Annotated in this window: 13 protein-coding genes; 5 read left to right on the forward strand and 8 right to left on the reverse strand. The window is 71.9% G+C overall.

What is annotated here, in order from left to right:
* Positions 1-174 precede the first annotated feature (174 nt).
* The 5 genes from IE195_RS08235 to IE195_RS08255 all read right to left on the reverse strand — a co-directional run bounded on the left by IE195_RS08235 (position 175) and on the right by IE195_RS08255 (position 4,976).
* Entirely contained in the window at positions 175-720 is a 546-nt protein-coding gene (locus IE195_RS08235) for a hypothetical protein (RefSeq protein WP_225942451.1), read from the reverse strand.
* A gap of 273 nt (positions 721-993) precedes the next feature.
* On the reverse strand, positions 994-3,399 hold the full coding sequence (locus IE195_RS08240; RefSeq protein WP_191269245.1) for an ATP-binding cassette domain-containing protein: 2,406 nt from the start codon (positions 3,397-3,399) through the stop codon (positions 994-996).
* 56 nt (positions 3,400-3,455) lie between these two features.
* Positions 3,456-3,866, reverse strand: a complete 411-nt coding sequence (locus IE195_RS08245) for a VOC family protein (protein WP_191269248.1) — start codon at positions 3,864-3,866, stop codon at positions 3,456-3,458.
* 10 nt (positions 3,867-3,876) lie between these two features.
* Positions 3,877-4,329, reverse strand: a complete 453-nt coding sequence (locus IE195_RS08250; protein WP_191269250.1) for a helix-turn-helix transcriptional regulator — start codon at positions 4,327-4,329, stop codon at positions 3,877-3,879.
* A gap of 236 nt (positions 4,330-4,565) precedes the next feature.
* Positions 4,566-4,976, reverse strand: coding sequence for an arsenate reductase ArsC (locus IE195_RS08255; protein ID WP_191269252.1), 411 nt, complete (start codon positions 4,974-4,976; stop codon positions 4,566-4,568).
* A gap of 144 nt (positions 4,977-5,120) precedes the next feature.
* On the opposite strand from IE195_RS08255, the gene IE195_RS08260 reads away from it, so the two are divergent.
* From IE195_RS08260 to IE195_RS08270, 3 genes are all read left to right on the forward strand, one after another.
* Positions 5,121-5,405 carry an ArsR/SmtB family transcription factor gene (locus tag IE195_RS08260; RefSeq protein ID WP_225943268.1) on the forward strand — a complete coding sequence of 95 codons (285 nt, stop codon included), beginning with the start codon at positions 5,121-5,123 and terminating at the stop codon, positions 5,403-5,405.
* On the forward strand, positions 5,405-6,499 hold the full coding sequence (gene arsB, locus IE195_RS08265; protein ID WP_225942450.1) for an ACR3 family arsenite efflux transporter: 1,095 nt from the start codon (positions 5,405-5,407) through the stop codon (positions 6,497-6,499). Before IE195_RS08260 ends, arsB begins: the two co-directional genes overlap by 1 nt.
* Positions 6,500-6,617: 118 nt before the next feature.
* Positions 6,618-7,697 carry an ArsO family NAD(P)H-dependent flavin-containing monooxygenase gene (locus IE195_RS08270; protein WP_191269256.1) on the forward strand — a complete coding sequence of 360 codons (1,080 nt, stop codon included), beginning with the start codon at positions 6,618-6,620 and terminating at the stop codon, positions 7,695-7,697.
* 52 nt (positions 7,698-7,749) lie between these two features.
* On the opposite strand, the gene IE195_RS08275 is transcribed toward IE195_RS08270, so the two are convergent.
* The 3 genes from IE195_RS08275 to IE195_RS08285 form a co-directional block, all read right to left on the reverse strand.
* Positions 7,750-8,802: a flavin-containing monooxygenase gene (locus IE195_RS08275; protein ID WP_191269258.1), complete on the reverse strand. Its 1,053-nt coding sequence runs from the start codon at positions 8,800-8,802 to the stop codon at positions 7,750-7,752.
* 65 nt (positions 8,803-8,867) lie between these two features.
* On the reverse strand, positions 8,868-10,073 hold the full coding sequence (locus tag IE195_RS08280) for an MFS transporter (RefSeq protein WP_229826135.1): 1,206 nt from the start codon (positions 10,071-10,073) through the stop codon (positions 8,868-8,870).
* A 17-nt stretch (positions 10,074-10,090) separates the two neighbouring features.
* On the reverse strand, positions 10,091-11,425 hold the full coding sequence (locus tag IE195_RS08285; RefSeq protein ID WP_191269262.1) for an FAD-dependent oxidoreductase: 1,335 nt from the start codon (positions 11,423-11,425) through the stop codon (positions 10,091-10,093).
* A 93-nt stretch (positions 11,426-11,518) separates the two neighbouring features.
* Here IE195_RS08285 and IE195_RS08290 point away from each other — a divergent pair, with 93 nt between their 5' ends.
* Positions 11,519-12,412, forward strand: coding sequence for a helix-turn-helix domain-containing GNAT family N-acetyltransferase (locus tag IE195_RS08290; RefSeq protein ID WP_191269264.1), 894 nt, complete (start codon positions 11,519-11,521; stop codon positions 12,410-12,412).
* A 235-nt stretch (positions 12,413-12,647) separates the two neighbouring features.
* Positions 12,648-13,883, forward strand: a complete 1,236-nt coding sequence (rhaI, locus tag IE195_RS08295) for an L-rhamnose isomerase (RefSeq protein ID WP_373295642.1) — start codon at positions 12,648-12,650, stop codon at positions 13,881-13,883.
* Positions 13,884-13,929: the final 46 nt, after the last annotated feature.

Here is a 13,929-nt window from a genome sequence, read left to right on the forward strand (position 1 = left end):
GGTCCGGCTCCGTTCAGCAGGCCGCCGCCGGCACGATGTGCGCGGCGGCGGCCTTGCTCAGGGATTCCGTTTACCTGTGACCTGCTGACCAACCCGTTGCCGTTCTCCGGCCTCGTGTCGTGAGCGTGCAAGAGCGGGGTTTGCACGCTCCATGTCCGATCCTTGGTCCCTCTGTTACCAGAGGTGGTTCACGATGACCTCGGCGTCGTCGGCCTGGTACCCGTACCGGTCCGGGTAGGCGGAGCGCTGCACGTCCTGGGCGACGTCGCCGATCGGCTCGTCGTCCCAGCTCCCGCCGGGGTAGACGAACTCCAGCTCGTCGTAGAAGGCGTTGGCGGCCCAGGTGGGGTCGAGGCGCTCCTCCTTCGAACCGTAGTGGTCGCGCTGCTGGAACAGGCCGACGCTGTCGCGGTCGCCGCCCGGGTAGTTGTTCATGTGGGTCTCGACGATGACGGTGGCGATCGCGATGGTGGCGGCGCGCTCGTCCAGGTCGCGCTCCTGCGCCGCCTCGACCACCTCACGTGCGTGGGAGACGTACTCGTCGGTCATGTGGCCGGCCATGTCGGAGCTCAGCTCGTCGTTCAGGGTCGCGGCGACGGCCTTGTCCTCGTTCGTGTCCGCGGAAGCGGCGCCCGCTCCGGCCAGGAGCAGGCCTGCGGTGATCAGCAGGCTCGTGGTCACGGCAAACATGAACTTGGGTATCGATCCGATAAACTTCATATGTGCAATGTATGCGCTGACCAGCACTTTGGTAGTGCTTGAAACCACATTGGGTGCGTGGGAAAGACAACACCAAGGCCGCGCAACCCCGAGGACACGGTGTCGTATACCGGGCGCGAACCGGCCCCGGGCGGTGACCGCGCCCGGCCTCCCGGCCCGCACACGCCGGACACGAGCGGGCCCGGCGGGGGCCCGTGAGCACGCGCCGAACCCGGCGCGGGCCGCACACCGCAGCCGTGTGCGACCCGCGCGCCGCGACCTGCCGTCGCGGTACTAGGTGTTGACGTAGTCCGCCAGGTGCTCGCCGGTGAGAGTGGAACGGGCGGCGACGAGCTGGGCGGGGGTGCCCTCGAACACGACCCGGCCGCCCTCGTGGCCCGCCCCGGGGCCGAGGTCGATGATCCGGTCGGCGTGTGCCATGACCGCCTGGTGGTGCTCGATCACGATGACCGACTTGCCGGAGTCGACCAGCCGGTCGAGCAGGCCCAACAGATGCTCGACGTCGGCGGGGTGCAGGCCGGTGGTCGGCTCGTCCAGGACGTACACACCGCCCTCCTCCGCCATGTGGACGGCCAGCTTGAGCCGCTGCCGCTCACCGCCGGACAGGGTGGTGAGCGGCTGGCCGAGACTGAGGTAACCGAGCCCGACCTCGTCCAGCCGGGTGAGGATCCGGTGCGCCGCGGGCGTCCCCGCCTCACCGGAGCCGAAGAACCCGGCTGCCTCGGCCACCGACATCGCCAGCACCTCGCTGATGTCGCGGCCGCCCAGCCGGTACTCCAGCACCGAGGTGTCGAACCGCCGACCCTCGCACTCCTCGCAGGTGGTGGCGATACTGGCCATGAACCCCAGGTCGGTGTAGACGACCCCGACCCCCTTGCAGACGGGGCAGGCGCCCTCGGAGTTGGCGCTGAACAGCGCGGGCTTGACCCCGTTGGCCTTCGCGAAGGCCTTGCGGACCGGATCGAGCAGCCCGGTGTAGGTGGCCGGGTTGCTGCGCCGCGAACCGCGGATCGGACTCTGGTCGATCGAGACCACACCCGAGGAGTCGACCCCGGCCCCCCTGGCCAGCGCCTCCTGTACGAGGGAGCTCTTGCCCGACCCGGCCACACCGGTGACGACGGTGAGCACCCCGAGCGGGACGTCCACGTCCACGTCGCGCAGGTTGTGCCTGCCCGCGCCGCGGATCCGCAGGGTGCCCTCGGGGGCGCGCACCTTCTCCTTCAGCACGGCCCGGTCGTCGAGGTGCCGACCGGTGGCGGTGCCGCTGGCGCGCAGCCCCTCCACCGTGCCCTCGAAGCAGACGGTGCCGCCCGCCGAACCGGCGCCCGGGCCGAGGTCGACGACGTGGTCGGCGATCTCGATCGTCTCGGGTTCGTGCTCCACGACCAGCACCGTGTTTCCCTTGTCCCGCAACCGCAGCAGCAGGTTGTTCATCCGCCGGACGTCGTGGGGGTGCAGGCCCGCGGTGGGTTCGTCGAAGACGTAGGTGGTGTCGGTCAGCGAGGAGCCCAGGTGGCGGATCATCTTGGTGCGCTGCGCCTCGCCGCCGGAGAGCGTGCCAGCCGAGCGGTCGAGCGACAGGTACCCCAGCCCGATCTCCACGAACGAGTCGAGGGTCTGCCGCAGCGCGCTCAGCAGGGGAGCGGCGGAGGGCTCGTCCAACTCGCGCACCCACCCGGCCAGGTCGCTGATCTGCATCGCGCAGACCTCGGCGATGTTGAGCCCCCTGATCCTGGCGGACCGGGCGGCCTCGCTGAGCCGGGTCCCCCCGCACTCGGGGCAGGGGGTGAAGGTGACCGCGCGCTCCACGAAGGCCCGGATGTGCGGCTGCATCGCCTCCTTGTCCTTGGCCAGGAACGACTTCCTGAGTTTGGGGATCAGCCCCTCGAAGGTCAGGTTCGACTTCTCCACCTTCACCTTGACCGGCTCGTGGTACAGGAAGTCCCGCATCTCCTGCTCGGTGTAGTCGCGGATCGGCTTGTCCGGGTCGAAGAAGCCCGACGCCTTGTAGGTCCGCACGGTCCACCAGTCGTCCGACTTCCAGCCCGGGATGGTGAACGCGCCCTCGGAGAGCGATCTGGAGTCGTCGTACAGCTGGGTGAGGTCGAAGTCGGAGACCGAGCCCCGCCCCTCGCAGTGCGTACACATGCCGCCGGTGCGGGTGAACGTCTGCTTCACGGTCTTGCGGTCGCCGCGTTCGACGGTGATCGCGCCGCTGGCCCGGACCGAGGCGACGTTGAAGGAGAACGCGTGCGGCGAACCGATGTGCGGATGCCCGAACCGGCTGAAGAGGATGCGCAGCATCGCGTTGGTGTCGGTGGCGGTGCCGACCGTGGAGCGCGGGTCGGCACCCAGCCGCTCCTGGTCGATGATGATCGCGGTGGTCAGACCGTCCAGGACGTCGACCTCGGGCCTGGGCATCGTGGGCATGAAACCCTGCGCGAAGGTGCTGTAGGTCTCGTTGATCATCCGCTGCGACTCCGCGGCGATCGTGTTGAACACCAGGGAGCTCTTGCCCGACCCCGAGACCCCGGTGAACACCGTCAGGCGGCGTTTGGGGATCTCGATGCTGACGTCCCTGAGGTTGTTCTCCCGGGCGCCGTGCACCCGGATCAGCTCGTGGCTGTCGGCCGGGTGCGGTGCGGGTGACGGCGTCCGTGCCGTCGGGGCCTTGCTCATCGTCTCTCCCTCTGCGCGGCGGTGCTGGGTGTGCCTTCCGTGTCGGCCCTTCCGGGTCAGCGCCGCTCCTGGATGCGCAGGAGGTTGCCCGCGGGGTCGCGGAAGGCGCAGTCGCGGACGCCGTAGGGCTGGTCGGTCGGCTCCTGCACGACCTCGGCGCCGCTGGCCTCCAGCCGCTCGAAGGTGCCGTCGACGTCGGGGGTGGCCAGGTTGACGAAGCCGTAGGTGCCCTTGGCCATCATCTCGACGATGGTCCTGCGCTCCTCGTCGGTGACCCCGGGGTCGGCCACCGGCGGTTCCAGGACGATGGAGGTGTCGGGCTGGCCCACGGGGCCGACCGTGATCCAGCGCATCCCCTCGTATCCGACGTCGCCGCGGACCTCGAAACCGAGGGTGTCCCGGTAGAAGGCCAGGGAGACCTCCGGGTCGGTGTGCGGAAGGAAGCTCGCGTGAATGGTGATGTCCATGTCCGTAACGCTAGCCCCGGCCCCCCGACCGCGCTTCTTGATTCCTGATCGGTCTGGTGACCTGTTTGGCCACGCACGGCAGCATCCCCGCCGTCTCGTCCGCGGACCGGAGCCTGTAGGCGCTGGGCGGCATCCCGACCAGCTCGGTGAAGCGGGTGCTGAAGGTGCCCAGGGAGGAGCAGCCGACCTCGAAGCACACCTCGGTGACGCTGAGGTCGCCGCGGCGCAGCAGCGCCATCGCGCGCTCGATGCGCCGCGTCATCAGGTAGGAGTAGGGCGATTCGCCGTAGGCGCGCCGGAACTCGCGGCTGAGGTGCCCCGCCGAGATGTGCGCGTCCCGGGCCAGGGCCTCGACGTTCAGTGGTAGCGCGTACTCGCGGTCGATCCGGTCGCGTACGCGGCGCAGCCGGGCGAGGTCGCCCAGGTGCTGCTCGGTGGTGGGTCTGCTGGTCACCCGGGCCATCGTGCCATGCCGTCCCGGCCTCCTCCAGTGTCCGGCCCGGGGCGGCGGTCCCGGGTCCCTTTTCTCGCGGTGATCTTGCTACCAGGGGCTACTTCGGCGCCGAAATCGCCCCTGGTAGCAAGATCACCGGGGTTGGGGGAGTTCGGAGGCAGGGAGCGCGAACCGGTGTGAACCGACCGGGGCAGCGGTCTCGGGCCGCCCGAGGCAGCAGCCTCGGGCGGTCACGGCCGAGTGGTTCAGCCGGGGAGGAGCTCGTCGACGAGTTCCGCCACCCGCCCGCGGATGTCGTCGCGGATGGGGCGCACGGCCGCCACGCCCTGACCGGCGGGGTCGGGGAGCGTCCAGTCCAGGTAGCGCTTGCCGGGGAAGATCGGGCAGGTGTCGCCGCAGCCCATGGTGACGCACACGTCGGAGGTCTCGACCGCGTCGTGGGTGAGGACCTTCGGCCTCTCGGCGGAGATGTCGATCCCCACCTCGGCCATGGCCTCGACGACCGCGGGGTTGAGTGAGTCCGCGGGGGCCGAGCCCGCCGAACGGACCTCGATCCTGCCCTCGGACAGGTGGCGCAGCCAGGCCGCCGCCATCTGGGAGCGTCCGGCGTTGTGCACGCAGACGAACAGGACGGACGGCTTGTCGGTTCCGGCCATGGTGGATGCCTCTGTTCCGGTTCGGGGACGGTGGGTGCTGTCCCGGTCCGACCCCCGGTGGAGCAGGGGGCGCACCCGGGGACACACCGGTGACGGTCGATGGGATAATATCAGCGCATGCTGATGTCAGTTGATGATGACCTGATGAAGGTCCTGGCCGACCCGCTCCGGATGCGGATCGTCACCCTGCTCGCCCGCGAGACCCTGTGCACCACGCACCTGACGGCCGAGACGGGCGCACGCCAGACCAACCTGTCCAACCACCTGCGCCTGCTGCGCGAGGCCGGGGTGGTCGAGACCGAGCCGTGCGGCCGGTTCACCTACTACCGGCTGCGCCCGGAGGTCCTGGAGTCCCTTTCCGCGGGGTTGGCCGACCTGGCGGCCACCGCCCGCGCGACGGGCGCCGCGCAGAACAGGCGGCCCTGCTGATGGGGCGCCCCGAGACCACCCCCGAGACCACCCCCGGAAGCGCTGACGTCTCCACGGTGGCGAAGCTGTCCACCCTGGACCGGTTCCTGGCGGTGTGGATCCTGCTCGCCATGGCCGTCGGCCTGGGCCTGGGCCGCCTGGTCCCCGGCCTGAACGAACTCCTGGCCTCGATGGAGATCGGCGGGATCTCCCTGCCCATCGCGATCGGCCTGCTGGTGATGATGTACCCGGTCCTGGCCAAGGTCCGCTACGACCGCCTGGACACCGTCACCCGCGACCGGCGCCTGCTCGTCACCTCCCTGGTCGTCAACTGGGTCGTCGGCCCGGCGGTGATGTTCGCGCTGGCCTGGATCTTCCTGGCCGACCTGCCCGAGTACCGCACGGGCCTGATCATCGTCGGCCTGGCCCGCTGCATCGCCATGGTGATCATCTGGAACGACCTGGCCTGCGGCAACCGCGAGGCCGCCGCCGTCCTGGTCGCCCTGAACTCGGTCTTCCAGGTGCTGGTCTTCGGCGCCCTGGGCTGGTTCTACCTGGACCTGCTGCCCGGCTGGCTGGGCCTGGACACCGGCGGACTCGACGTGTCCCCCTGGCTGATCGCCCTCAACGTGGTGATCTTCCTCGGCATCCCGCTCGTGGCCGGGTTCCTCACCCGCACGCTTGGTGAGCGACGGATGGGCCGGGAGCGCTACGAGTCGGCGTTCCTGCCCCGGATCGGCCCCTGGGCGCTGTACGGGCTGCTGTTCACCATCGTGCTGCTGTTCGCCCTCCAGGGGGAGAGGATCACCAACCAGCCCCTGGACGTGGCCCGCATCGCCGTCCCGCTGCTGGCCTACTTCGTGATCATGTGGTTCGGTACCTTCGCCTTCGGCAAGGCGATCGGAATGGACTACGACCGCACCACCACGCTGGCCTTCACCGCCGCGGGCAACAACTTCGAACTGGCCATCGCGGTCGCGATCGCCACGTTCGGCGTCACCTCCGGGCAGGCGCTGGCCGGGGTGGTCGGCCCGCTGATCGAGGTCCCGGTGCTCGTCGCCCTGGTGTACGTCTCGCTGGCCTGGCGCAGACGCTTCACCCCCGAACGCCGGTAGGAACAACGGGTGCCCGGCCCGCACACGGGTGTGCGCGGGCCGGGCACCGCAGCAGCGCATGGCGCAGGCCGCGACCAGAAACCGGTAGCGGCCCCGCCGGACGGAACGGAGAACGAGGATGGGCACCCGCGGACACGAGGTCGACGTCGTGGTGGTCGGCGGTGGACAGGCCGGGCTCGCCGCGGGCTACTTCCTGCGCCGGGCCGGGCGGCGCACCGGGCTCGACTTCGCGATCCTGGACGGGGGCGCGGAACCGGGCGGCTCGTGGCCGCGGTACTGGGACTCGCTCCGGCTGTTCTCCCCGGCCGGGCACAGCATGCTGCCCGGCTGGTGGATGCCCGAGGAGGAGGGCCGGGAGTACCCGTCCGCACGGCACACGGCCTGGTACCTGTCCGAGTACGAACGCCGCTACGATCTGCCCGTCCGGCGTCCGGTCCGCGTCGAGGGCGTCGAGAGGGCCGGGGACCGCCTGCGGGTGCGCACCGACCGGGGGAACTGGCGGGCCCGGTACGTGATCAGCGCGACCGGCACCTGGAGTGCCCCGCACCTGCCCGACCTGCCGGGCCGCGGAGTCTTCGCGGGCAGGCAGCTGCACACCGTCGACTACCGGAGCCCGGAAGAGTTCGCCGGGCAGCGCGTCGCGGTGGTCGGCGGCGGCAACTCCGCGGCCCAGATCCTCGCCGAGCTCTCCCCGGTCGCCGAAACCCTCTGGGCCACCCGGCGCCCGCCCCGGCTCCTGCCCGACGACGTCGACGGCCGGGCGCTGTTCTCCATCGCCACGCGTAGCCAGCAGGCCGCCGAACGGGGGGAGAGCGCGCAGGGGGTCGGCGACCTGGGTGACATCGTGGCGGTGCCGAGTGTGCGCCGGGCCCGGGACCGGGGTGCGCTCAAGGCCGAGCCGATGTTCGACCGGCTGACCCCCACCGGGGTGGCCTGGGCGGACGGCACCACCTGGGACTGCGACGCGGTGCTGTGGTGCACCGGTTTCCGGCCCGCTCTGCACCATCTGGAACCGCTGGGCCGACTGGGCCCGGACGGACGGGTGGCGGTGGAGGGGACCCGTGCGGTCGCCGAACCCCGGCTGCACCTGCTCGGCTACGGGGACTGGACCGGTGCCGCCTCGGCCACGATCATCGGCGCGGGGCGCACCGCCAAGGGCGCCGTCGCCGAGATCGTCCGGGAGCTGGCAGAGCGCTAGCCCGGGTGCGCCCGGAGGACTTGGCCCCCGGCACACCCGTGGAAACCGTTGGTCACGCCCGGGGCCGCAGTCGGCGCAGCACGTGTCGGGCGTCCCGGCCGACCCCGCGCAGGGTCGCCGAGGAGAAGGAGCGCTGGAACTCCAGACCGACGTAACCCAGCCCGGGAACGGTGGTGGAGACCCCGCCCCTGTGCAGCGGGCGCCCCTCACCGTCCAGGGCGCCCGTATCGGAGAGGTAGCCCAGCGCGGGCCGGTAGCCGGTGGCCAGGACCAGGGCGTCGATCCCCTCCACGGTCCCGTCGGACCAGGTGACCTCGTCCTGGTCCAGCCGGGTGAACATCTCCCGGCGGTCGGGGTTGCCCGAGGCGAAGGCGGCCCGGTGACGCCCGTCGTCGTTGACCAGCGTCGGCCCCCTCTCCCACAACCGGCGCAGCGGAGCGGCGTCCAGACCGCTGCGCGCGAACCACCAGTGGATGTCCCGCCCCAGGGGGCGCTGCTCGGCCCAGGCCACCGGGGCCCGGCTGGCCAGGCTCACCCGGGCGACCCCGGCGAGTTCGGTCGCGATCTGCACCCCCGAGTTGCCGCCGCCGACCACCACGATCCGCTGACCGGTGAACGGGGCGGGGGAGCGGTAGTCGGCGGTGTGCACCACGGTCCCGGTGAAGTCCGTCAGCCCGGGCAGGTCGGGGCGGTGCGGTCGGGTGAAACCACCGGTCGCGCACACCACGGTGACCGCTTCGAAACGCGAGCCGTCGGCGGTGGTGAGCAGGAAACCGTTCCCGCTCCGCTCGACCCCCGCCACCCGCTGGCCGTAGCGGAAGTCGGCGTCCAGGCGGGCGGCGTAGTCGCGCAGGTAGGCCACGACCTCGTCGCGCACCGGGTACCGGTCCGGTTCACCCGGCACCGGTCGGCCGGGCAGGGAGGAGAAGCGCGCCGGGGAGAACAGGGTCAGGCTGTCGTAGTGGTGCGGCCACGACCCGCCCGCCCGGTCGGAGGCCTCCAGGACGAGTGGGTGCAGTCCGCGCCGGTTGGCGGCGTGCACGGTGGCCAGACCGGCCTGTCCGGCTCCGATGACGGCCAGGGGGAAGCGTTCGGCGGGGGGCATACGGATTCCTTCTTCGGCTGTTCAGGGGTGTTGGTGCGGGGTCGGTGTACGGCTGTGGTGCCGGTTCAGGGCGTTGGGAGGGGCCGGGGCCGACTGGCCAGTGCGATGGCGGCTCCGGCGGTCGCGACCATCCCCAACAGGGCGAACGCCTGCGGGTGGCCGCCCAGCGGTCCGGCGAGCGCCGCACCCGCCCAGGGGGCCAGGGCGATCGCGAGCATGAGCGGGGTGTGCATGAGGCCGCTGATGGCGGCGTAGTTCCCGGCGCCCCAACGGTCGGTCACCGCGGTGGCCTGGACCAGGGTGAGGATGCCGCGGGCCGTCCCGGCCAGCAGCGCCACCAGCATCAGCAGGGACCAGGGGCCGGGGACCAGTGCCAGCAGCAGTGTCGTCGCGGCACACGCACCGAGCACGGCCACTGTTCGGGCTACGGGGCGGCTCCACCGGTCCAGCGGCGCGTAGACCACCCGCCCGAGCACCTGGCCGAGGCCGCCCAGCCCCAGCGCCCAGGCCGCCGCGGTGGTGTCGAACCCGCGTACCTCCAGGAGCGGCACGAGGTTGACCACCACGGCGTACACCGTCAGCGACCCCAGGGCCAGGGACGCGGTCAGGGCCCAGAACGCCCGGCTGCGCACCACCGCACGTACCGGCGCCCCCTTCTCGTCGGGGTGCTCGTCGGCGGTCCGTGACCACCCCCGGGGTAGGGAGCAGTGCAACGGGACCACCACGACGAGCAGTACGAGGGCCAGCACCAGATAGGCGCCCCGCCACCCCCACAGTCCCTCCAGGGCCGCTGTCAGGGGAGCGAAGATTGTACTGGCCAACCCCGCAACCAGGGTCAGCACGGTCAGGGCGCGTACCCGACCGGCCGCGAACCAGTGCGTCAGGGCGGCGAAGGCCGGCGGGTAGAACAGCCCGGCCATCGCCGCGCCGGCCACCAGCCATGCCAGGGTGAAGGCCCACAGGCTCTGGGCGGAGGCGATCCCCAGCGTGGCCGGTACGGCGAGCACAGCCGCCGCCGTCATCACCGGTCGGGGACCGCGGCCCTGCAACCATCTCCCCACCAGGGCACCTGCCAGCCCCGCCACCACCTGTGCCGCGGAGAACACCGCGGTGAGGGCGGCCAGGGACCAACCGGTGTCGGAGGTGACCGCCGGGGCCAACACGGGGAAGGCATAGAACAGCACCCCGTAGCTGGTGGTGACGGTGACGCACAGGATTGCCAGCCCCCGGCGCGCCCCGGCCGCCTGCGCGGCCGGGGCACGCCCGAGCACGCGGTCGCCCAGCGGCCTCACCGGAGCGGGGCCGCCCCGGTCAACTCGACCTCCTGCGCGCCGGGTCCGCAGCAGCCGCCGACGTCCTCGGCGGCCTCGGGCTCCTCGGCCAGCCCGGCTCCGCCGCACACCCCGGTCTCGGGCAGGGTCAGCTCGACCCGGGCCGCCGCCCCGTGGTCACCGGCCAGGTGGGCGGCGATGCTGCGCACCTGCTCGAACCCGGTCAGGGCCAGGAACGTGGGCGCGCGCCCGTAGGACTTCATCCCGGCCAGGAAGAACCCCTCCTCGGGATGGGCCAGTTCGGCCGCGCCGTGCGGGTAGACGGTGCCGCAGGAGTGCACGTTGGGGTCGATCAGCGGAGCCAGCGCCACCGGGGCCTGCAGTACGGGGTCCAGCCCCAGGCGGACCTCGGAGAGGAAGGACAGGTCGGGGCGGAACCCGGTCAGCGCCACCGCCTCGTCCACCGGCTCCAGGGCGCGGCCGTCCTCGTCGACCAGGACCAGGCCGCCCCGCGCCGAACGCAGTTCTGCGGTGCGGAACCCGGTGACCACCTCGACGTGCCCGGCCTCCACCGCGGCCCGGGCCCGCGTCCCCAGGGCCCCGCGCCGGGCGAGCTGGTCGTCGTCCCCGCCGCCGAAGGCGTCCCCCACCCGGTCGCGGCGGAGCACCCACACGATCCGGGCCCCGGGCTCCTGCTCGGCCAGCTCCGCCAGGGAGACCAGGGCGGTCAGGGCCGAGTGCCCGCGGCCGACCACGGCGGTGCGGCGCCCCGCGTACCGCTTCCGGGTGTCCGGGTCGGTGAGGTCGGGGACGCGGTGCGAGAGGTACCCGGCCGCCTCGGGCTCGCCCAGGGCGGGCAGTCCGTCGCCGCCGACCGGGTTGGGGGAGCCCCAGGTGCCCGAGGCGTCGACGACCGCGCGGGCCCGGAGGCGCTCCTGCCCGGCTGCGGTGCGCACCCGGACGACGAAGGGCTGTTCGGCGCGCTCGGCGTCGACCACCCGGTCCCGGCCCAGGCGGCTGACGCCCACCACCTCGGTGCCCAGGCGCACCCGCTCCCCGAGGGCCCGGGCCAGCGGATTCAGGTAGAACTCCACCCACTCCCGGCCGGTGGGGTAGCCGGTGTCGTCGGGGCGCTGCCAACCGGCGGCGGCGAGCAGCCTCTCCGCGGCCGGGTCCACCAGGTCGCGCCACATCGAGAACAGGCGCACGTGCCCCCATTCGGTCACCGCGGCTCCGGCCCCGTCGCCCTTCTCCAGGACCAGGACGGGCAGTCCGCGTTCGGTGAGCTCCGCTGCCGCGGCCAGGCCCACCGGGCCCGCACCGATCACCACGACGGGGTTCTTCTCGGTCATGTCCCACTCCTTGATCGACCAATGTCTATGAAGAAGGACTCTATCGATGGGCGTCTATGGACGCAAGCATAGATTGTCGTCGATAATGGAGGTATGACCACACCGCCCGAACACGACGCCGGACCGCTGCCCCAGGCGGACGCCGAGACCTACGCGGCCTGGTTCGCCTGCCTGGCCGAACCCACCCGTGTGCGGCTGCTGCACGTCATCGCCACCACCCCGGGCTCCGTCAGCGTGGGGGCGCTCGCCGAGACGGTGGGGATCAGGCAGCCCACGGTCTCCCACCACCTGCGAAAACTCGCCGAGGTCGGCTTCGTGACCCTCACGAGGGCCGGGACCTCGACCCGGGTGGCGGTCAACCCCGCCTGCTGCACCGGCCTGCCGCACGCCGCCGACGCCGTCATGGGCGTCCTCAACACCCGTCCCTGCTGCCCCACCGACCTGCCCGAGGACGTCACCACCCGGCCCATGGCCGACGCCGACCTGGACGCGGTGCGCGAGATCCACGCCCAGGGCATCGCCGCCGGTGACGCCATCTTCGAGTCCCGGGTCCCCGACGATGAGGCCCTCAGGCACAGGTGGCTCCCGGGGCACTGCTGGGTCGCCGAAGCCGGGGGAGAGGTGGTCGGCTGGTCCGCCGCGGCCCCCGTCTCCGACAGTGAGGCGTACGCGGGGGTCGCAGAGACCTCCGTCTTCGTCGCCGAGCGCGCACGCGGACGCGGTGTGGGCAAGGCCCTGCTGTACCGGCAGGTCACCGAGGCCGACGCCGGCGGGCTGTGGACCCTGCAGGCCTCGGTCTTCCCGGAGAACCGCGCCGCGCTGGCCCTGCACCACCAGGCGGGTTACCGCACCGTGGGCGTGCGCGAGCGCATCGCCAGGCAGCACGGCCGCTGGCGCGACACCGTCCTGCTGGAACGACACCGGGACGCCGTGGCCGGACCGGTGGCGGCCCCGTGCGGTGACGGGGCCGACTGCCCGCCCGTGTGATCCGGCCTGCATCACAGGTGTGAGCCCACCCGCGCCGCCGGGCCCGGCGGTTCCGCCCCGGGCCCGGGGCGGTCGGTGGCGCAGGTGGGCGGCCGAGTCCGTGCCGTCTCCTCTTCCGGGGTCCTGTCGCCGCGCTTGTAAAACGATTCAAGCACATTATCCCTGGTAGACGCAATGATCGCCCGATGTGCATTGACTTCCTTGGTGGCCTGGGGGTAATTTCGTGGCGCTTGGAATGAAACGATTCAATCGGCTGGATCAGAGTCGTCGAACCGAACGGAGACCCACCGTGGTTGCATCGCATGCAGGCCTCAGCGCCGACGCTCTGGACACCCTGCGGCGCCAGCACATCGAACTGCCCTCCTGGGCCTTCGGGAACTCCGGGACCCGGTTCAAGGTGTTCGGCCAGCCGGGGGTCCCGCGCGACCCCTGGGAGAAGATCGCCGACGCCGCCGAGGTCCACCGCCTCACCGGCGTCGCCCCCACGGTCGCGCTGCACATCCCCTGGGACCGGGTGGACGACTACGGGGCCCTGGCCGCGCACGCCCGTGACCTCGGGATCGGCGTCGGGACCATCAACTCCAACGTCTTCCAGGACGACGACTACAAGCTCGGCAGCGTCACCAACCCCGAACCCCGGGTGCGCCGCAAGGCCATCGACCACCTGCTGGCCTGCGTCGACGTCATGGACGCCACCGGCTCGCGCGACCTCAAGCTCTGGTTCTCCGACGGCACCAACTACCCCGGGCAGGACGACCTGCGGGCCCGGCAGGACCGGCTGGCCGAGGCGCTCCGCGAGGTCTACGCCCGCCTGGGCGAGCACCAGCGGATCCTGCTGGAGTACAAGCTCTTCGAGCCCGCCTTCTACGCCACCGACGTCCCCGACTGGGGCACCGCCTACGCCCACTGCCTCGAACTCGGTGAACGGGCTGTCGTCTGCGTGGACACCGGGCACCACGCCGCGCACACCAACATCGAGTTCATCGTCGCGTTCCTGCTGCGCGCCGGGAAGCTCGGGGCCTTCGACTTCAACTCCCGCTTCTACGCCGACGACGACCTCATGGTCGGCGCGGCCGACCCCTTCCAGCTCTTCCGCATCATGTACGAGGTGGCACGCGGCGGGGGCCTGGCCACCGACACCGGGGTCGCGTTCATGCTCGACCAGTGCCACAACATCGAGCCGAAGATCGCCGGTCAGATCCGCTCGGTCATGAACGTCCAGGAAGCCACCGCCAAGGCCCTGCTCGTGGATGCCGAAGCCCTCGACGCGGCCCAGCGGGCGGGCGACGTGCTCGGCGCCAACGCCGTCCTGATGGACGCCTACAACACCGACGTGCGCCCCATGCTGGCCGGACTCCGCGAGGAGCAGGGGCTCGACCCCGACCCCATGGCGGCGCACGCCCGTTCCGGCTACCTGGAGCGCGTCGTCGCCGAACGCAAGGGCGGCACCCAGGCCGGGTGGGGCGCGTGACACCCGAGCCCGAACCGGCCGCACGACCCCGCACCCGCACCCCACA

The sequence above is a fragment of the Nocardiopsis terrae genome (assembly GCF_014651695.1).
Classification (GTDB): domain Bacteria; phylum Actinomycetota; class Actinomycetes; order Streptosporangiales; family Streptosporangiaceae; genus Nocardiopsis; species Nocardiopsis terrae.